The organism is Micromonospora sp. LHW51205 (assembly GCF_003315815.1).
Taxonomy (GTDB): Bacteria; Actinomycetota; Actinomycetes; order Mycobacteriales; family Micromonosporaceae; genus Micromonospora; species Micromonospora chalcea.
Map to the genome: position 1 here is coordinate 172410 of NZ_QMEZ01000007.1, position 18339 is coordinate 190748.

The following is an 18339-nucleotide window of genomic DNA, read 5'->3' on the forward strand; positions in this document are numbered from 1 at the left end:
CTCTCCACCCCGGATGGTCCCGCCCACGGTAACGTCGCCCCCACCGCAAGGCAGGGGAGAAGTGCATTGACCTCCGTCACCATCGTCACCGGGGGAGGACGCGGCATCGGCGCGGCCACCGCCCGGCGGCTCGCCGCCGAGGGCCACGACCTGGTCATCGGCTACCGCGCCGACCACACCGCCGCCGAATCCGTGGCCGCCGACGTGCGCGCGGCCGGCCGCCGCGCGGTCACCGTCGCCGCCGACACCACCGACCCGGACCAGGTACGCCGCATCTTCGACGCCGCCGACCAGCTCGGCCCGCTCACCGGCCTGGTCAACAACGCCGGCGTCACCAGCCCGATCGGCCCGTTCACCGACCTGCGCGTCGACGACCTGCGCGAGGTCGTCGACGTCAACCTCATCGGGTACGTGCTCTGCGCCCAGCAGGCGGCCCGGCGGCTCACCCGTGGCGGCGCCATCGTCAACGTCTCCTCCGTCGCCGCCACGCTCGGCTCACCCGGCGAGTACGTCCACTACGCCGCCGTCAAGGCCGCCACCGACACCCTCACCGTCGGGCTCGCCAAGGAACTCGCGCCGCACGGCATCCGCGTCAACGCCGTCGCTCCCGGCATCATCCGCACCACCATCCACGCCCGCTCCGGCGTGCCCGACCGCCCCGACTCCGCCGCCGGGCGGATCCCGATGGGCCGCGCCGGGGAACCCGAGGAGGTCGCCGGCGCGATCGCCCACCTGCTCGGCCCGGACGCCTCGTACACCACGGGCGCGGTCCTGCGCGTCGGCGGCGGGCTCTGACACGACGGCGGCCCGGGGTGTTCGCCCCGGGCCGCCGCCTCGCCTTCTGCGCTACTGGGTGAACAGCTTCGCCGCCGTGATCACCGTCTGCACCACCCCGTAGCCCAGCAGCACCGACACCACCAGCCACGACACCACCAGGCGGGTCCGCTGCCCGCCACCGCTGTGCTCGTTCACGATCCGCTCCTCTCCGTCGGCCCCTGCGCTGTCCCGTCCCGTCCCGACGCCGGCTCGTGGTAGCGCTCCGGCACCGGCCGCACCAGCAGGTTCGCCACCAGGCCGACGGCCAGCACGCCGACCATCGTGAACAGCGCCGGCCGGTACGCCGCCGCGGTCAACGTGCCCGGCTCGCCCTGCGCGTCGAGGAATCCGTTGACGATCAGCGGCCCGGCCACCCCGGCCGCCGACCACGCGGTCAGCAGCCGGCCGTGGATCGCGCCCACCTCGAACGTGCCGAACAGGTCCCGCAGGTACGCCGGAATGGTCGCGAACCCGCCGCCGTAGAACGACAGGATCACGGACGCCAGCAGCACGAACAACGCCGTCGAGGTCTGCCCCACCAGCGCCAGCAGCAGGTACAGCACCATGCCCACACCCAGGTACACCACGTAGATCGGCTTACGGCCGATCACATCCGACGTGGACGACCACACGAACCGGCCCGCCATGTTGAACAGCGACAGCACTCCCACGAACCCGCCGGCCGCCGCCACCGACACCGCCGAGGTCCCGTTGTCGCGGAAGAAGTCCTGGATCATCGGGCTGGCCTGCTCCAGGATGCCGATACCCGCCGTCACGTTGCAGAACAGCACCACCCACAGCAGCCAGAACGACCGCGTCTTCAGCGCGTTGGCCGCCGACACGTTCGCCGTGGTCACCAGCGGCTTCTCCGCCACCGTCGACGGGTCGAAACCGGCCGGCCGCCAGTGCGGCGCCGGCACCCGCACGTTGAACACCCCGAACATCATGATCACGAAGTAGCCGATGCCGAGCGTCACGAACAGCCACACCAGCGCCGAGCCCGACGCGGTGGAACCGCTGTCCGACGGGTCGTACCCGGCGTCGTAGAACGACAGCAGCTGCCGGGACAGGGGAGAGGCCACCATCGCCCCGCCACCGAACCCCATGATCGCCAGCCCGGTCGCCAGCCCCGGCCGGTCCGGGAACCACTTGATCAACGTGGAGACGGGGGAGATGTACCCGATCCCCAGACCGATCCCGCCCAGCACCCCGTACCCCAGGTACAGCAGCCACAGCTGCCCGGTCGCGATGCCCAGCGCCCCGACCAGGAAACCCGCCGCCCAGAAACACGCCGACACGAACATGGCCTTACGCGGCCCGTTCGCCTCCACCCACGTACCGGCGACCGCGGCCGACAACCCCAGCATCACGATCGCGATGCTGAAGATCACCCCGATCGCCGTCTGACTTGTGTCGAAATGCGCGATCAGGGAGTTCTTGTACACGCTCGTCGCGTACACCTGCCCGATGCACAGATGGATCGCCAGCGCCGCCGGGGGGATCAGCCAGCGGCTGTACCCCGGCGGCGCGACGGTGTGCCGACGATCGAGTGCGGAAAGCATCGTTGCTTCCTCCGTCCAGAAGGCGAGAACAGCCCGTTCATGCCCCCACCGCACGCTGCGCCCAAACCCGCCCCGCGCCCGGCGGTCGAAACCCTGAGCCGAACGGTCACCGCGGTCCCGGCCCGTCATCACCCCACCACGGGCCGTCAGCCCTCGCCGGGGATGCGACCATGAGCAGGTGAAGATCCTGTCCATCCAGTCGTCGGTCGCCTACGGCCACGTCGGCAACTCCGCCGCCGTGTTCCCGCTGCAACGCCTCCGACACGAGGTCTGGCCGGTCCTGACCGTGCACTTCTCCAACCACACCGGCTACGGCGCCTGGCGCGGCCCCCTGCTCGCCCCCACCGACGTCGCCGACGTCATCGCCGGCATCGCCGACCGCGGGGTGCTCGGCACCGCCGACGCCGTGCTCTCCGGCTACCAGGGCGACCCCGCCGTCGGCGCGGTCATCCTCGACGCCGTCGCCCAGGTCAAAGCCGCGAACCCGGCCGCCCTCTACTGCTGCGACCCGGTCATGGGCGACGTCGGCCGCGGCATGTTCGTCCGCCCCGGCATCCCCGAGTACCTCCGCGACACCGTCGTCCCCCGCGCCGACATCGTCACCCCCAACCAGTTCGAGCTGGAGTTCCTCGCCGGCCGCACCACCGACACCCTCGACGACCTGCTCGCCGCCGTCGACACCGTCCGCGCCACCGGCCCCCGGCACGTCCTGGTCACCAGCGTCCTGCACGGCGACCTGCCCGCCGGGCACCTGGAAGTCGTCGCCGTGTCCGACGAGGGCGCCTGGGCCGTCACCACCCCGCTGCTGCCGATCGCCCCCAACGGCGGCGGCGACGTCACCGCCGCCCTCTACCTGGCGCACCTGGCCACCACCGGCTCACCGCAGACCGCGCTGGAACGCACCACAAACTCGATCTACGCGGTACTCGAGGCGACCCTCGACGCCGGCACCCGGGAACTGCAACTCGTCGCCGCCCAGGACGCCATCGCCGAGCCGCCCACCCGGTTCACCGCCCGCCGGCTGCGCTGACCGCCGCCCGGGTGCACCAGCCGCCCAGGTGCACCCGGGCGGCGACTCGCCGCTCGAACAGGTGGACGACACCACCGCCCAGCAGGCAGGATGCGGACGTGTCACCGCACCAGGGCACCGACGACCCCGCGTTCGCCCAACGGCTGCGCGACCTGACCCGGCTGCGCCGCGTCCGCGACCGCATCGACCGCGAGTACGCCAGTCCCCTCGACGTCGAAGCCCTCGCCCGCGGCGAGCACATGTCGGCCGGCCACCTCAGCCGCCAGTTCCGCCAGACCTACGGCGAGTCCCCGTACTCGTACCTCATGACCCGCCGCATCGAACGCGCGATGGCCCTGCTGCGCCGTGGTGACCTCAGCGTCACCGATGTCTGCTTCGCCGTCGGCTGTCAGTCCCTGGGCACCTTCAGCACCCGGTTCACCGAACTCGTCGGTGAACCGCCCAGCGCCTACCGCGCCCGTCACGCCCCCGACACCGCCGAGCCGCCCCCGTGCCTGACCAAACAGGTGACCCGACCGATCAGGAATCGAGAAGCCCGCACCGGTCGGCCACCGTTAGCGTGACCACCATGACGATCACCATTCACTACACGTTCCTGCCGCACACCGACGCCGACGCCGCCATCGCCTTCTACCGCGACACCCTCGGCTTCGAACTGCGCAACGACGTCGGCCAGGGCGACACCATGCGCTGGCTCACCGTCGGCCCACCGAACCAGCCCGAGACCGGCATCGTCCTGCACCCGCCGGCCGTCGACCCCGGCATCAGCGACGACGAGCGCCGCACCATCCTCGAACTCATCGCCAAGGGCAGCTACGGCGCGCTCACCCTCGCCACCGACGACCTCGACGGCCTGTTCGACCGGCTGGCGGCCAGCGGCGCCGACGTGGTCCAGGAACCCACCGAACAGCCCTACGGCGTGCGCGACTGCGCGTTCCGCGACCCCACCGGCAATCTCATCCGCATCAACGAGCGGCGCTGACGGCGCCCGCGGCGGACGCTGGCTCGACCGGAACACCCGACCCGGACGGAGAGATCATGAGCGAGGCCACCACCGGCCTGCACCGCGCCGACAGCCACGACGTCATCCGCGTCCTCGGCGCCCGCGAGAACAACCTGCGCGACGTCCACGTCGAACTGCCCAAACGTCGCCTCACGGTGTTCACCGGCGTGTCCGGCTCCGGCAAGAGCTCACTGGTCTTCGGCACCATCGCCGCCGAGTCCCAGCGCCTGATCAACGAGACCTACAGCGCCTTCGTCCAGGGTTTCATGCCCACCCTGTCCCGGCCCGAGGTCGACGTCCTGGAGGGCCTCACCACCGCCATCATCGTCGACCAGGAACGCATGGGCGCGGACCCACGCTCCACCGTCGGCACCGCCACCGACGTCAACGCGATGCTGCGCATCCTGTTCAGCCGCCTCGGTGACCCCCACATCGGCCCGCCCAACGCCTACTCGTTCAACGTCCCCTCCGTACGCGCCGCCGGCGCGATCACCGTCGAGCGGGGCCCCGGCAAGACCCAGACCAGGAAGGGCACCTTCAACCGCCTCGGCGGCATGTGCCCCCGCTGCGAGGGCCGCGGCGCGGTCACCGACTTCGACCTGACCGTCCTCTACGACGAGAAGTTGTCCCTCAACGAGGGCGCCATCACCATTCCCGGCTACAGCATGGACGGCTGGTACGGCCGCATCTTCCGCTCCAGCGGCCTGTTCGACCCGGACAAGCCGATCCGCGACTACACCAAGCGGGAACTGAGCGACCTGCTCCACAAGGAACCCACCAAGATCAAGGTCGACGGCATCAACGTCACCTACACCGGCCTGATCCCCGCCATCAGCAAGTCGATGCTCGCCAAGGACGTCGACGCCATGCAGCCGCACATCCGCGCCTTCGTCGAACGCGCCATCACGTTCACCACCTGCCCCGACTGCGACGGCACCCGCCTGGCCCCCGAGGCCCGCTCCTCGAAGATCAACGGCGTCAGCATCGCCGACGTCTGCGCCATGCAGATCAGCGACCTCGCCACCTGGGTACGCGACCTGCGCGAACCCTCCGTCGCCCCGCTGCTCAAGGCGCTGGGGGACACCCTCGACTCGTTCGTCGAGATCGGCCTGGGCTACCTCAGCCTCGACCGGCCCGCCGGCACCCTCTCCGGCGGCGAGGCCCAGCGCACCAAGATGATCCGCCACCTCGGCTCGTCCCTCACCGACGTCACCTACGTCTTCGACGAACCCACCATCGGGCTGCACCCGCACGACATCGCCCGCATGAACAACCTCCTGCTGCAACTGCGCGACAAGGGCAACACCGTCCTCGTCGTCGAACACAAACCCGAAACCATCGCCATCGCCGACCACGTCGTCGACCTCGGCCCCGGCGCCGGCACCGCCGGCGGCACCATCTGCTACGAGGGCACCGTCGCCGGCCTGCGCGCCAGCGGCACCACCACCGGCCGCCACCTCGACGACCGCGCAACCCTCAAGGACAAGCCGCGTACGCCCACCGGCGCGCTGCCGATCCGCGGCGCCCGCACCCACAACCTGCGCGACGTCGACGTGGACATCCCCCTCGGTGTCCTGGTCGTGGTCACCGGCGTCGCCGGCTCCGGCAAGAGCAGCCTCATCCACGGCTCACTGGCCAGACGCGACGACGTCGTCAGCGTCGACCAGACCGCCATCCGTGGCTCCCGCCGCAGCAACCCGGCCACCTACACCGGCCTGCTCGACCCCATCCGCAAGGCGTTCGCCAAGGCCAACGGCGTCAAACCCGCCCTGTTCAGCGCCAACTCCGAAGGCGCCTGCCCGACCTGCAACGGCGCCGGCGTCATCTACACCGACCTCGGCATGATGGCCGGCGTCGCCAGCACCTGCGAGGACTGCGAAGGCAAACGGTTCCAGCCCGCCGTGCTCGACTACCACCTCGGCGGCCGCGACATCAGCCAGGTCCTCGCCATGTCCGTCGACGAGGCCGAGATCTTCTTCAGCGACGGTGAGGCCCGCACCCCGGCCGCCCACACCATCCTCGACCGGCTCGCCGACGTCGGCCTCGGCTACCTCACGCTCGGCCAGCCGCTGACCACGCTGTCCGGCGGGGAACGCCAGCGCCTCAAGCTCGCCACCCGGATGGGGGACAAGGGCGGCGTGTACGTCCTGGACGAACCCACCACCGGCCTGCACCTGGCCGACGTCGCCCAGCTGCTCGGCCTGCTCGACCGGCTCGTCGACGCGGGCAAGTCCGTCATCGTGATCGAGCACCACCAGGCGGTCATGGCGCACGCCGACTGGATCATCGACCTCGGCCCGGGCGCCGGTCACGACGGCGGCCGGATCGTCTTCGAGGGCACCCCGGCGGATCTGGTGGCCGCCCGGTCCACGCTCACCGGCGAACACCTCGCCGACTACGTCGGCGCCTGACCGGCGCGCCCGCTGAGATCCCCGGCCGCGCCGCGGACCTCAGCGGGACAGACCGGCCATCCGGGCCGGCGGCGCCGTGCCGGGCTCCACCAGGCCGCACTGGTACGCGGCCACCACCGCGTGCGTCCGATCCCGCAGCCCCAGCTTCGTCAGCACCCGGCTGACGTGCGTCTTGACAGTCGCGTCGCCCAGCACCAGATGCTCGGCGATCTCCCGGTTCGACATCCCGTACGCCATCAGCACCAGCACCTCCCGTTCCCGCGGGGTGAGCCTGCGCATCTGCACCGGGGTGGGCAGTCCCGGGTCGGGCCGGGCGGCGAGGTCGTCGAGCAGCCGCCGGGCCACCGCCGGATCCAGCCACGCCTCGCCGTCGGCCACCGCCCGGATCGCCGACACCAGCTCGGCGGGCGCGGCGTCCTTGAGCACGAAACCGGACGCGCCCGCCCGCAACGCGGCGTGCACCGCCTCGTCCACGTGGTACGTGGTCAGCATGATGATCCGTACCGGCTGCTGCGGGTCGTCGATGAGCTGCTCGTCGGCCATCAGCCTGGTCGCGGCCAACCCGTCGGTGCCGGGCATCCGCACGTCCATCAGCACCACGTCCGGGCGCAGCCGCCGACTGACCTCCACGGCCTGCGCCCCGTCGTCGGCCTCGGCGACGACGTCGATGTCGGGTTCGTTGGTGAGCAGCATCGCGAGTCCCGCCCGTACGAGCGGCTGGTCGTCGGCGAGCAGCACCCGGATCATGAAGGCTCCCGTCGTCGGCGGCCGGGACAGTGGCCCCACCACATGATCATCGACGCCGGCGGCGGCGGCCACCCTGATGTCGCACAGCGGACACGCCGTTCACCCGACAGCCGGCGCCCCGCCGTCACCGGAGGCCGCCACGAGGTCGCCGTGCTGCGCGACCGGCAGCGTCGCGCTCACCCGGAACCCGCCCTCGGCACGCGGCCCGGCGACCAGACGACCGCCGACACGCTCCAGCCGCTCGGCGAGGCTGGCCAGCCCGTTACCGGTCGACAGCCCCGCCGCCGCGCCCGGCTCGCGGCCCGAGCCGTCGTCGTCGACGCGCAGCAACAGCACCCGCTCCTGCCACCCGAAATGAACAGTCGCGCAGGCCCGCCGGCCGACGTGCTTGAGCGTGTTCGTCAGGCTCTCCTGCACCGTCCGGTACGCCGCCAGCTCGATGCTCGGATCCAGCGGCCGAGGGCTGCCGGACACCGACATCGTCACGGTCAGCCCCGCGCACCGCATCGACGTCAGCAGCACCTCGATGTCGTCCAGCCGCGGCTGCGGACCCGGCTCACCGTCGCCCACCGGCCCCGACTCGGCCCGCATGACCGCCAGCAGCCGCCGCAACTCCGCCATCGCCTGCTGCCCGGCCTGCTGAATGTGCAGCAGCGCCTCCCGGGTCCGCTCCGGATCGGACGCGCTGATCCGCGCCGCGCCGGCGGCCTGCAGCACCATCACCGTCACCGAGTGGGACACCACGTCGTGCAGCTCCGCGGCGATCCGGCGACGCTCCAACGCCACCGCCTCCGCCCGCGCCACACGCCGCTCCCGCTCCAACTGGGCCACCCGCCGCCGGTGCCGCCGCACCACCGACCCGGCCGCCCACGCAGCCGCGTAGATGAGCGCGAACATCAACGCGGTCACCACGAACTCCCCGGCCCGCGCGCCCGCACTCGGCTCCACCCGGAACGAGTCGAACGCGCTGAGCAGGCTCCGCGCGCACGCCGCCGCGTACGCCGCCGCCGACACCACCAGCGGCCGCAACGCCGCCACCGTGTACAACGCCACGATCAGGCCCGCCCACGGCCGGTAGTCGTGCAGCAGGAACCACATCGCCACGCCGTGCACGCACTCGAACGCGAACACCGCCACCGGCGCGCGGGCCCGCCACCACAGGGCGCCGACCGACAACACCGCGGCGAGCACCTGCAGCCACTGCCGGGCCGGGCCGACCGGCTCGCTCTGGATCACCACGGACGACGCCGTGAACAGGTCGAGCAGGCCCAGCACCGGCAGCAGCAGAAGATCGTGACGCCACCATCTCGCCGCCCGCGCCGGGGCGGACGGCGCCACCGCACCGGTCACCGACGTCATCGGCGGATCAGGAGTTTTCCGTAGGGCAGCCGATGCCGAACAACCGGCACGTCCAGGACAGCGGCGAGCCGTCGTCGTCACCGCCGCCGTCACCGTCCGGCGACGGCGTGGCCGCGCCCACCCGGTGCGTGGTCACCGGCACCGCCGTCCGGCCCGGCGCACCCGCCCGGCCCGCCCCCACCAGCACGACCGGCGCCACGACGTCCGCCGCCGCGTCCGCGGCCACCCGCCACCGCCCGTCCGCGTCGTCGGCGAGCATCGCCAACACCCGCCGCACCGCCAAGGCATCAGTGCCGTGCCCACCGGGAACCGTCGCACCGGCCAGCGACACCATCACCAGGTCCGCCTCGTCACGGTGCAACACCGACACCTCGGCGACAGCGAGCGACCGCGCGTCCCCACCGGCCACCCCCACCAGCCGCACCGCGTCGCCGGAACGCGCCCGGCCCGCACCCACCGTCCTCAGCAGACACCGCCGTCCGTCCAACGGCACCCCACGCGCGACGGTCACCCACCCCGCCGGCCGCTGCGCCTGCAGGAACACCACCACCGGCGGCGACTGGACCTCGGTCCTCATCACAGACCTCCACAGAAGGAAATGCGGGCGAACAGCCCGCGTACGCGAGAAATTCTGGTCCACACCGGCCCGCCGGACGTCCCCGTACCGGGTGACATCCGGTGTCACCTTCCAGACGGACCCCCGACGTCCACCACCGGGCCGGGACGGACCCCGAACCTCGCCCCACGGCCGGACGCCAGGACCGGCCGGCTACCACCACGATGGAACCAGTCCAGGCGACAACGGCAACACACCGAACCCGTCCCGGACACCCAACCCATCGTCACGGCCGCGAGGTTTGCCATGCCCACGCCCGGAGCGTTCCTGATCGCCGACCCGGTCCACGTCGACTCACCGGCGTACGTCGCCGACACGGCGAGCCGGTTCCCGCTGGCCGACCAGACCCCGCCCGACGGCTGGCGCGTCGCCGAACACGGCGGCTGGATCATGTGGCACCCGCCGCAGGCGCAGCTGCCCCAGCAGGGCTGGAAAATCCACGTGTCGGTGAACCTCGACGACGCCGCCGACGTCCTCGACCTGGTACGCGACCACTGCGTGACCCACCGGGTCGCGTTCAAGTTCCAACGCAGCCGCCGCCTCGCCCTGGTCAACAACGAGAAGTACGCCCACCGCGCCGGCAGCGGCAAACTCGCCGCCCTCTACCCGGCCGACGACGCCGCCCTGCGCCGCGTCCTCGACGACCTCGGCGCCCGGCTCGCCGGATACCGCGGCCCCTACGTCCTCAGCGACCTGCGCTGGCACGACGGACCCCTCTACCTGCGCTACGGGGGATTCGCCGAACTCTGGTGCGTCGACGGCGACCAGCCCGTCCCCGCCGTCGCACGCCCCGACGGAACCCTCGTCCCCGACCGCCGCGAACCCGTCTTCACCGTGCCCGACTGGGCCCCCGTGCCCGACTTCGTCGCCGAGCACATCGCCGCCGTCGCCGCTGTCGACGCGCACACCGACGACGAACCCCCGTACCGCATCGAGGAAGCCCTGCACCACTCCAACGCCGGCGGCGTCTACCGCGCCACCGACCTACGCGACGGCCGCACCGTCGTCCTGCGCGAAGCCCGCCCGCACGCCGGACTCGACGGCGCCGGAACCGACGCGCTCACCCGCCTGCGCCGCGAAGAGACCATGCTGCGGCGCCTCGCCGGCCTCGACTGCGTCCCACGACTGCTCGACCGCCTCACCTGGTGGGAACACCAGTTCCTGGTCGAAGAGCACGTCGACGGCGACACCCTCCAACACCACCTCGCCATGCGGCACCCACTCATCCACCCCGACCCCACCGACCAGGACCTGGCCGACTACACCACCTGGGCACTCGACGTCATCGACCAGGTCCAGGCAGCCCTGGCCCGGATACACGCCAGGGGAGTGGTCTTCGGCGACCTGCACACCGCCAACATCATGATCCGCCCCGACGGCCGGATCGTGCTCGTCGACTTCGAACAGGCGTACCTGACCGACGAGGACTTCACCCCCTCACTGGGCGACCCCGGCTTCGCCACCCCCCGCATCCGCCGAGGCACCGCCGTCGACACCTACGCCCTCGCCTGCCTGCGCCTCGCCGTCTTCGTACCGCTGACACCCCTCGCCGCCCTGTGCGACGACAAGTTCGACGACCTCCTCACGATCGCCCGGCGCTTCCCGCTACCACCCGGATACCTCGACCGCATCCGCGACGACCTGCACGCCGCACTGCACCCACCCACGCCCGGCCGCCGCCGCGTCACCCGCCACCAGTGGTCCGCCGACCCGCGCCAGCTGATCGAATCCCTGGCCGCCGGCATCCGCGCCACCGCCACACCACACCGCACCGACCGGCTCTTCCCCGGCGACCCCGGCCAGTTCCCGCACGGCGGCGCCACCCTCGCGCACGGCGCCGCCGGCATCATCTGGGCACTCGTCACCACCGGCGTCGACTACCCCGAACGCGACGAACACCTCGACTGGCTCACCCGCGCCGCCCGCCGCCTGCCCGCCGCCCACCTCGGCCTCTACGACGGCCTCGCCGGCATCGCCGCCCTCCTCGACCGCACCGGACGCCACGACGACGCCGACGAACTGCTCGACCGATGTCGCACCGGCCTGCACCACCGCTACGGCCCCGGCCTGCACAGCGGCCTCGCCGGCATCGGACTCGCCCTGCTGCGCCCCGGCCGACCCGCCCCCGACGACGCCCTGCACATCGGCGACCGACTCGCCCGCACCCTCACCGGCGACACCACGCAACCCGTACCCGAACCCACCCGCCCCGGCCTGCTCCACGGCTGGTCCGGCCCCGCGACCTTCCTCACCCGCCTGCACGAAACCACCGGCGACCCCGCCTGGCTACGCGCCGCCCGCACCGCCCTGCGCCGCGACCTGCAACACACCGTCCGCGACGACAACGGCAACCTCCACGTACGCGACGGCGCACGACGACTGTTCTACCTCGACGAAGGCAGCGCCGGCATCGCCGTCGCCGCACACACACTGCTCCGCCACGGCGAACGCCAGTGGCTGCGCGACATCGTCACCACCGTCCGCCGCACCATCGACGTCGAATTCGTCCTGCTGCCCGGCCTCTTCCACGGCCGCGCCGGACTCCTCGCCACCGCCGCACTGCTCACCGACGACCCACCACGCCGCGCCACCCCGCACGGCCCCATCGGACTCGTCCGCGACGACGCGCCCCACCACGTCCCCGCGCACCTGACCCGCCTCGCCTGGCACGCCTACGCCCTCGACGGCCACCTCGCGTTCCCCGGCGACACCCTGCTGCGCATCTCCACCGACCTCGCCGCCGGCGGCGCCGGAATCCTGTCCGCCATGCACGCCGCGCTGCACCGCACCGCCGTGACGCTGCCCTTCCTCGACGCGCCCACCCACGTCGCGCCCACCGGCCACCTCCTCGCCGCGAGCTGAACCCCCGCCCGGCGCCCACAGACCCCGTCGGAACCACCGACGGCCAACCCACCACACCCGAGAAGGAGGTGAACCCCCATGACGAAGCTCCTCAACCTGCAGGCCATGGCCACGCAGAACGGCACCCGCCACGCGGTCCCGCCGCAGTCCAGCAGCATCAGCATCGCCTGCTGCAACGGCTGAGACGGCAGTGGCGAACGGGCCACCAGCCCCAGCCACACCTGATCCGCCTGGCGACCCGGGCGGGCGGCCACCGCCCGCCCGGGTCCGTCGTCAACCCGGCCCGGTGAAGCCGGCATCCCGCCCGCCACCACGCACACGGAGCCCCCATGCCGCCCACCGGCCTACGACACAACCGCGACTTCCTCCTCATCACCGTCGCCCGCACCGCGTCGAAACTCGGCACCCAGGTCACCGCCGTCGCCACGCCGCTGCTCGTCCTGCTGACCACCGGCTCCGCCACCGACGCCGGCCTCGTCGCCTTCGCCGAAGGCATCGCCCTGGTCCTCGTACTCCTGCCCGCCGGCCTGCTCGCCGACCGCCGCGACCGGCGCATCCTCATGCTCTGCTGCGACGCCGGCGCGCTGCTCGCCGTCACCGGCGTCACCGTGCTCGCCCTCGTCGGACACGCGCCAGTCCTGCTCATCGCCGTCCTCGCCGCCGCCACCGCCGGCCTCGGCGCCGCGCTGCAACCCGCCGCCGCGGCCGCCACCCGCGCCGTCGTCCCCGCCCGGGACCTGCGTACGGCCACCGTGTTCAACGAGACCCGCAACGGCGTCGTCCACCTCGCCGGTCCGCCGCTCGGCGGCTTCCTGTTCGGCCTCGCCCCGGCACTGCCGTTCCTCGTCGACGCGCTCTCCTACGCCGTCTCCCTGGTCGCCGTGGCCCTGCTGCGCGGCCCACTCGGCCGGTCGGCGACCACGCCGGGGGAGTCCCTGCCCCGGCAGGCCGTCGCCGGGGTCCGGTTCCTGTGGCGGCAACCGTCGCTGCGGTTCACGCTGCTCTGCGGCGCCGTCCTGAACTTCGCGTTCGCGGGCGTCCTCCTGGCGATCATCGTCGTGCCGGTCCGCAACGGCGCCTCCGGCCTGTCCGCCGGAACCGTCATGGCATGCGTCGGCCTCGGCGCCGTCGCCGGATCACTCGTCGCGTCCTGGCTGACCGCCCGGGTACCCACCCGCTGGCTGATCCTCGCCGTCGTCTGGGCCTGCGCCGTGCTGACCGCCGCGATGGCCACCACCGACAACGGACTGGTCCTGGGCGCGCTGGCCGGCGCCTGCGTCCTGGTCGTACCGGCCGCCAACATCAGCATGCTGACCCTCCAGACCCTGCTCACCCCCGGCGACCTGCAGGGGAGAGCGAACGCCGCGACCAGCTTCATCGCGCTGATCGTGGCGCCGTTCGGCCCGGCCCTGTCCGGCCTGCTGATCGACCGCGTACCGGCGCCGGTGGTGTTCGGCAGCTTCGCGGCGATCATGCTGGCGCTCGCCGTCGGTGCCACCGTCGCGCCCGCCGCACGGGCCATGCCCGACCTGCGGGCCGTCGAGGAAGCCCCGGAGCCCGGCGAGGCCGAGCGCCGCGACCCGCAGCCGGTCTGAGCTGATCTTCGTACCGGCAGGCAGGGGAGAGGTGCTGGTCCTTCCGGGGACGTTCGGATGATCACGAGAGCGCCTCGCCCGTGCCACCATGTAGGGCCCTCCCAGACAGGCCACAAGGGACGAGGTGCCGGCATGGAGCTGCGTAGGAGCCGAGAGAAGCTGTGGAGGGGCCTCACGGTCTTCGGAGTCGGCGTGCTCCCGCTGCTGTACCACACTTCCGCGTCGACCGGACGATGGATCCTTCTCGGCCTCTGGCTGGTGTCGGCCGGCCTGTTCGTCGCCTACCAGCTCAGGCCGTTCCGGTTCCGCATCGGAGCCGACGGACTGGACCTGCGGGTCGCCGGGCTCAACCGGCTCGTGGCATGGGCCGAGATCGACGCTGTCGTGCTCGACCAGCCGCTACCGTCCCGTGGCCGGAACCAGAGAGCCGCAAAGGTGCTGCTGGTGCCGGCCACCGCCGCGACGATCGACCGTCCGCTCACCGGCCGGAGCCCGGTCGACGGGCGGCCGGCCCTGAAGCTGCTCGACCTCGATCAGGTGCGGCAGCCGGCGGACGACGTGGCGGACGCCCTGGCCCGGTTCGGGGCAGGGCGATTCGCAGACGTCCGGCAGCAGGCCCCGGAACTGTCCGACGACGCGGATACGCCGGACACGGAGGCCCTGACGTTGTTGGCCGACCTGACACCGCGAGTCCAGAAGGCGCTCGACTCGGGGCAGGTGTCGCAGCGGCAGGCGGTCAAGGCAGAGGTGGACGCGGCACTCGCGAGACTGCAGGCCGGAGGTCACCAGCCACGGCTGGCCGCGCTTCTGAAGGTCATGTCGGACACCCTCGGCGAAGACGTAAAGCCCTCCTGAGCCGTGATTCGATAATGCACATTATGTCAAGTAAAGCTCCGGCGGGCCTCCCCGGACGTCCTCGCGAGGCGGCTGACCTTCCGGGACTTGGAGGTCCGGCCAGCTGCCCCGTCGCACCGCACACCTAGGCGCGGCCCGCCGACGCCGCACTCTCAACCCATCCACCGCTCCGGCGATCATGAGGTTGGCGGCGACAAATGGGACAGCATCCGCGGTCAACTTCATGATCGCCGGAGCGCAGAGGGCACCGGCCCCTTTCACCGCCCTCCCTGCTCCGGCCGAGTGCCGACAGGTGTGACTGCCGCTGCCAGTACGCGGATGTGGCTGCATCGGAGCGCCCGGGTTGCCGCCACCTCGGCGTAGTGGAGTTGATCATCGACTGAGCGGGCCGCGCTCCCCCTCGAAAGGACCCCCTGGCAGGGACGCGAGAATCATGCATAATATCCCTTATGCATGACAAACCGGACGAAACGGTAGGCGCTCTGATCGAAGAGTTCCTGACCGCCCGGGCCACCCGCAAGCCCTCCCCCCACACCCTGGCCGCGTATCGGAGGGATCTGACCGCAGTGGCCGAGCTGATCGCCGCCGACGGCGACGCCACTCCCCTCCCCCTGGACCGGGTCGCGGTCAGCTCCCTCTCCCCCAGAGTGATGCGCGCGGCGTTCGCGCGGTTCGCCGCTCCCCGCGCCGCCGCGTCGGTCCATCGTGCCTGGTCGACGTGGAACAGCTTCTTCACGTTCCTAGTGGCCGAGGGCGTCGTACCGGGCAATCCGATGCCGGCAGTGGGGCGGCCCCGTACGCCGCTCCCCCGACCCAAACCGCTGCGGGGCGAGGACACCCCGGAGGAGCTGCTGGCGGCGGTGGCCCGGGCGGAGGGCCGGCAGCGTGACCCGTGGCCGGAGCGCGACCTGGCGGTGCTGGCGCTGGCGTTGTGCGCCGGGTTGCGCCTGTCGGAACTGCTGGCGCTGCGGGTGTCGTCGGTGGCGGGGCGCGACGGCGAGCGGCGGGTGGACGTGGCGGGCAAGGGCGGGCGGCCCCGTACGGTGCCGATCGAGGATGCCGTGGACCGGGTGCTCACGGGTTATCTGGACAGCCGGCGGCTCCGCTTCGGGGCGCGCAGTGTGCGGCCGGACTCTGCGTTCCTGGTGGACCGCCAGGGTGAGGCGTTGCGGCGGGGTGGGCTGCAGTACCTGGTGGAGTCGTGTTACCGGCGGGCGGGCATCGGTGACCGCGTGCCCCGGGGCGCGCGGTTGCACGCGCTGCGGCACACGTTCGCGACGCGGTTGGCGGAGGACGGGGCGAGCGCGGCGGAGATCATGCGGTTGCTGGGGCATGCGTCGTTGGCGTCGTCGCAGACATACATCGAGGTGACGGCGGGTCAGCAGCGGGCGGCGGTGGCGGCGAATCGCACCAATCGGGCGTTGTCGGGGTTGGCGCCGCGGCGGTGAGGGCCGCGCGGCGGTCTGCCGGGCTGGCAGGATTGGGCGGATGCGGGTGGGTGCGGCGCGGGCGGTGGCGGCCGGGTGGGTACGGGAGCGGATGCGCGTTGACCCGTCGGTCGAGGGGGCGTTCTTCAGCGGGTCGACTGTGGGGTTGCCGGACGACGCGTTGTTGCCGCCGTGGTCGGACGTGGATGTGTTGCTGGTGTGCCGGGAGCCCGGTGTGAAGGTGGGCAAGTTCGTGCATCGGGGGGTGCTGCTGGAGGTCAGCACGATCACGTGGGCGGAGTTGGGCGGCCCGGAGGATGTGCTGGGGTCATGGGTGTTCGCGCCGATGTTGCGTACCGATGGGGTGATCGCGGATCCGTCGGGCCGGTTGGGCGCGGTGCGGGAGCGGGTGGCGGCGGGGTTCGCGGATCCGGTGTGGGTGCGGGCGCGGTGTGCGGGTGTGCGGCGGCGGATCGAGGCCGGGTTGCGGGCGGTCGACGCCGAGCTGCCAACCGCGGAGCAGGTGTTGGCGTGGGTGTTTCCGACGTCGTTGCTGGCGGTGTGGCCGGCGGTGGCGGGGCTGGTGGATCCGACGGTGCGGCGGCGGTACGTGCGGGCGGAGCGCGTGTTGTCGCGGTTCGGGTTCGCCGATCGGTATCCGGGGTTGCTGGACACGCTCGACGGCGGCGGGGCGGGTGTGGACGTGACGCGGGTGCGGGCGCATCTGGCCGGGTTGGCGGTGGTGTTCGACGAGGTATCCGGGCTGCCGCGGGAGGGGTTCGCGTTCGGGGCGGATCTGGGTGCGGCGGGGCGTCCGGTGGTGTTCGACGGTGCGGTTGAGCTGATCGGGGCGGGGCGGCATCGGGAGGCGATGTTCTGGGTGCTGGTGACGTACGCGCGGTGTCATGTGGTCTTGGGCGCGGTGGCGCCGGAGCGGGAGCGGGCGTTGCGGCCGGCGTTCCAGGCGGTGCTGGCGGATCTGGGTGTGGCGTCGGCGGCGGATCGGCGGCGGCGGGCGGACGGTCTGCTGGCGGCGTTGCCGGGGTGGCAGGTGGTGGTGGATGCGGTGGTGGCGGAGGCTGTGGCAGGCTGAGGGGGAACGCGACTGGCGGCACGGGGATGGGTGAACCATCGGGGAGCTCGTCGTGGGGGTCGACCGCCTGGGCCCCTGCGGGCGAGGTGTCGTATGTCTTCTGCGCGGTTGTTGCCGGGTGCTCCGGTGGCGGAGCGGGTGTTGTCGGAGGTCGCCGCGTCGGTGGCCGAGTTGCGTGCGGCGGGGGTGACGCCGGCGCTGGCGACGGTGCTGGTGGGTGACGACGACGCGAGCGCGGGTTATATCCGGATCAAGCAACGCCAGGCGGCGGAGCTGGGTTTCGTGTCGCCGCACGTGCATCTGCCGGCGTCGGCGTCGCAGGCGGATCTGCATGCGGTGCTGGCGGATTTCAACGCGGACGCCACGGTCCACGGGGTGCTGGTGCAGTATCCGATCCCGGGTCATCTGGACTACGACCGGGCGTTGGCGGTGCTGGATCCGGACAAGGACGTGGACGGGATGCATCCGGTGAACATGGGCCGGCTGGCGTTGGGGTTGCCGGGTCCGTTGCCGTGTACGCCGGCGGGGATCGAGGCGTTGCTGGCGTTTCACGGTGTGCCGGTGGCGGGCCGGGAGGTGGTGATCCTGGGCCGGGGTGCGACGTTGGGTCGGCCGCTTGCGATGTTGCTGGCGCAGAAGCGGCCGACGGCGAACGCGGCGGTGACTGTGGTGCACACGGGGGTGGCGGACTGGCCGCGGTACACGCGGCGGGCGGAGATCCTGATCGCGGCGGCGGGGGTGCCGGGGATCGTGCGGCCGGAGCATGTGCGTCCGGGTGCGGTGGTGGTCGGTGGTGGGGTGCGGTACGAGGGGCGGCGGTTGTTGCCGGACGTGGACGAGTCGTGTGCCGAGGTGGCGGGTGCGATCACGCCGCGTGTGGGCGGGGTGGGTCCGACGACTGTGGCGATGTTGTTCCGTAACGCGGTGGACGCGGCGCGGCGGCAGGCCGGGCTGGGTTGAGCG

At 72.3% G+C, this 18339-nt stretch carries 16 protein-coding genes; 11 read left to right on the forward strand and 5 right to left on the reverse strand.

What is annotated here, in order from left to right; translation table 11 throughout:
• Window positions 1-66: 66 nt before the first annotated feature.
• Window positions 67-795 carry an SDR family NAD(P)-dependent oxidoreductase gene (locus tag DQE82_RS24290; protein ID WP_043324027.1) on the forward strand — a complete coding sequence of 243 codons (729 nt, stop codon included), beginning with the start codon at window positions 67-69 and terminating at the stop codon, window positions 793-795.
• Between the two features lie 51 nt (window positions 796-846).
• Here DQE82_RS24290 and DQE82_RS31350 read toward each other — a convergent pair whose 3' ends face one another.
• Window positions 847-972: a hypothetical protein gene (locus tag DQE82_RS31350; RefSeq protein WP_255361250.1), complete on the reverse strand. Its 126-nt coding sequence runs from the start codon at window positions 970-972 to the stop codon at window positions 847-849.
• The gene (locus DQE82_RS24295) at window positions 969-2378 is read right to left on the reverse strand and encodes an OFA family MFS transporter (RefSeq protein WP_064445960.1); all 1410 of its coding nucleotides are present in this window, start codon (window positions 2376-2378) and stop codon (window positions 969-971) included. The genes DQE82_RS31350 and DQE82_RS24295 overlap by 4 nt, the downstream gene beginning before the upstream one ends.
• A gap of 178 nt (window positions 2379-2556) precedes the next feature.
• Between DQE82_RS24295 and pdxY the strand changes: the two genes are divergently transcribed.
• The 4 genes from pdxY (at window position 2557) to DQE82_RS24315 (ending at window position 6822) form a co-directional block, all read left to right on the forward strand.
• Window positions 2557-3408: a pyridoxal kinase PdxY gene (gene pdxY / locus DQE82_RS24300; protein ID WP_043324020.1), complete on the forward strand. Its 852-nt coding sequence runs from the start codon at window positions 2557-2559 to the stop codon at window positions 3406-3408.
• A 98-nt stretch (window positions 3409-3506) separates the two neighbouring features.
• Window positions 3507-3971 carry a helix-turn-helix transcriptional regulator gene (locus DQE82_RS24305; RefSeq protein WP_113974130.1) on the forward strand — a complete coding sequence of 155 codons (465 nt, stop codon included), beginning with the start codon at window positions 3507-3509 and terminating at the stop codon, window positions 3969-3971.
• A gap of 5 nt (window positions 3972-3976) precedes the next feature.
• On the forward strand, window positions 3977-4390 hold the full coding sequence (locus DQE82_RS24310) for a VOC family protein (protein WP_043330132.1): 414 nt from the start codon (window positions 3977-3979) through the stop codon (window positions 4388-4390).
• Between the two features lie 56 nt (window positions 4391-4446).
• On the forward strand, window positions 4447-6822 hold the full coding sequence (locus DQE82_RS24315) for an excinuclease ABC subunit UvrA (protein WP_064445959.1): 2376 nt from the start codon (window positions 4447-4449) through the stop codon (window positions 6820-6822).
• Between the two features lie 39 nt (window positions 6823-6861).
• On the opposite strand, the gene DQE82_RS24320 is transcribed toward DQE82_RS24315, so the two are convergent.
• The 3 genes from DQE82_RS24320 to DQE82_RS30700 form a co-directional block, all read right to left on the reverse strand.
• Window positions 6862-7569, reverse strand: coding sequence for a response regulator transcription factor (locus DQE82_RS24320; RefSeq protein WP_199496099.1), 708 nt, complete (start codon window positions 7567-7569; stop codon window positions 6862-6864).
• Between the two features lie 99 nt (window positions 7570-7668).
• Window positions 7669-8928, reverse strand: coding sequence for a sensor histidine kinase (locus tag DQE82_RS24325; RefSeq protein WP_113974134.1), 1260 nt, complete (start codon window positions 8926-8928; stop codon window positions 7669-7671).
• A gap of 7 nt (window positions 8929-8935) precedes the next feature.
• Window positions 8936-9505 carry a hypothetical protein gene (locus tag DQE82_RS30700; RefSeq protein ID WP_158560005.1) on the reverse strand — a complete coding sequence of 190 codons (570 nt, stop codon included), beginning with the start codon at window positions 9503-9505 and terminating at the stop codon, window positions 8936-8938.
• 285 nt (window positions 9506-9790) lie between these two features.
• Between DQE82_RS30700 and lanKC the strand changes: the two genes are divergently transcribed.
• The 6 genes from lanKC (at window position 9791) to DQE82_RS24355 (ending at window position 18336) form a co-directional block, all read left to right on the forward strand.
• Complete coding sequence (gene lanKC, locus DQE82_RS24330) at window positions 9791-12406, forward strand: class III lanthionine synthetase LanKC (protein WP_113974136.1); 2616 nt, start codon at window positions 9791-9793, stop codon at window positions 12404-12406.
• Between the two features lie 329 nt (window positions 12407-12735).
• Entirely contained in the window at window positions 12736-14001 is a 1266-nt protein-coding gene (locus tag DQE82_RS24335) for an MFS transporter (RefSeq protein ID WP_113974138.1), read from the forward strand.
• A 132-nt stretch (window positions 14002-14133) separates the two neighbouring features.
• Window positions 14134-14856 carry a hypothetical protein gene (locus DQE82_RS24340; protein WP_147265160.1) on the forward strand — a complete coding sequence of 241 codons (723 nt, stop codon included), beginning with the start codon at window positions 14134-14136 and terminating at the stop codon, window positions 14854-14856.
• 449 nt (window positions 14857-15305) lie between these two features.
• On the forward strand, window positions 15306-16304 hold the full coding sequence (locus DQE82_RS24345) for a tyrosine-type recombinase/integrase (protein ID WP_064445953.1): 999 nt from the start codon (window positions 15306-15308) through the stop codon (window positions 16302-16304).
• A 139-nt stretch (window positions 16305-16443) separates the two neighbouring features.
• Window positions 16444-17376, forward strand: coding sequence for a hypothetical protein (locus tag DQE82_RS24350; RefSeq protein WP_233514769.1), 933 nt, complete (start codon window positions 16444-16446; stop codon window positions 17374-17376).
• Window positions 17377-17469: 93 nt separating this feature from the next.
• Complete coding sequence (locus DQE82_RS24355; protein ID WP_064445951.1) at window positions 17470-18336, forward strand: bifunctional 5,10-methylenetetrahydrofolate dehydrogenase/5,10-methenyltetrahydrofolate cyclohydrolase; 867 nt, start codon at window positions 17470-17472, stop codon at window positions 18334-18336.
• Window positions 18337-18339 lie beyond the last annotated feature (3 nt).

Bases quoted from the DNA above. Each gene is read 5' to 3' on its own strand.
- lanKC (WP_113974136.1), top strand. From the start codon at position 9,791: ATGCCCACGCCCGGAGCGTTCCTGATCGCCGACCCGGTCCACGTCGAC.
- DQE82_RS24315 (WP_064445959.1), top strand. From the start codon at position 4,447: ATGAGCGAGGCCACCACCGGCCTGCACCGCGCCGACAGCCACGACGTC.
- DQE82_RS24295 (WP_064445960.1), bottom strand. From the start codon at position 2,378: ATGCTTTCCGCACTCGATCGTCGGCACACCGTCGCGCCGCCGGGGTAC.
- DQE82_RS24355 (WP_064445951.1), top strand. From the start codon at position 17,470: ATGTCTTCTGCGCGGTTGTTGCCGGGTGCTCCGGTGGCGGAGCGGGTG.
- DQE82_RS24340 (WP_147265160.1), top strand. From the start codon at position 14,134: ATGGAGCTGCGTAGGAGCCGAGAGAAGCTGTGGAGGGGCCTCACGGTC.
- DQE82_RS24310 (WP_043330132.1), top strand. From the start codon at position 3,977: ATGACGATCACCATTCACTACACGTTCCTGCCGCACACCGACGCCGAC.
- DQE82_RS24335 (WP_113974138.1), top strand. From the start codon at position 12,736: ATGCCGCCCACCGGCCTACGACACAACCGCGACTTCCTCCTCATCACC.
- DQE82_RS30700 (WP_158560005.1), bottom strand. From the start codon at position 9,505: ATGAGGACCGAGGTCCAGTCGCCGCCGGTGGTGGTGTTCCTGCAGGCG.
- DQE82_RS24345 (WP_064445953.1), top strand. From the start codon at position 15,306: ATGCATGACAAACCGGACGAAACGGTAGGCGCTCTGATCGAAGAGTTC.
- DQE82_RS24325 (WP_113974134.1), bottom strand. From the start codon at position 8,928: ATGACGTCGGTGACCGGTGCGGTGGCGCCGTCCGCCCCGGCGCGGGCG.
- DQE82_RS24320 (WP_199496099.1), bottom strand. From the start codon at position 7,569: ATGATCCGGGTGCTGCTCGCCGACGACCAGCCGCTCGTACGGGCGGGA.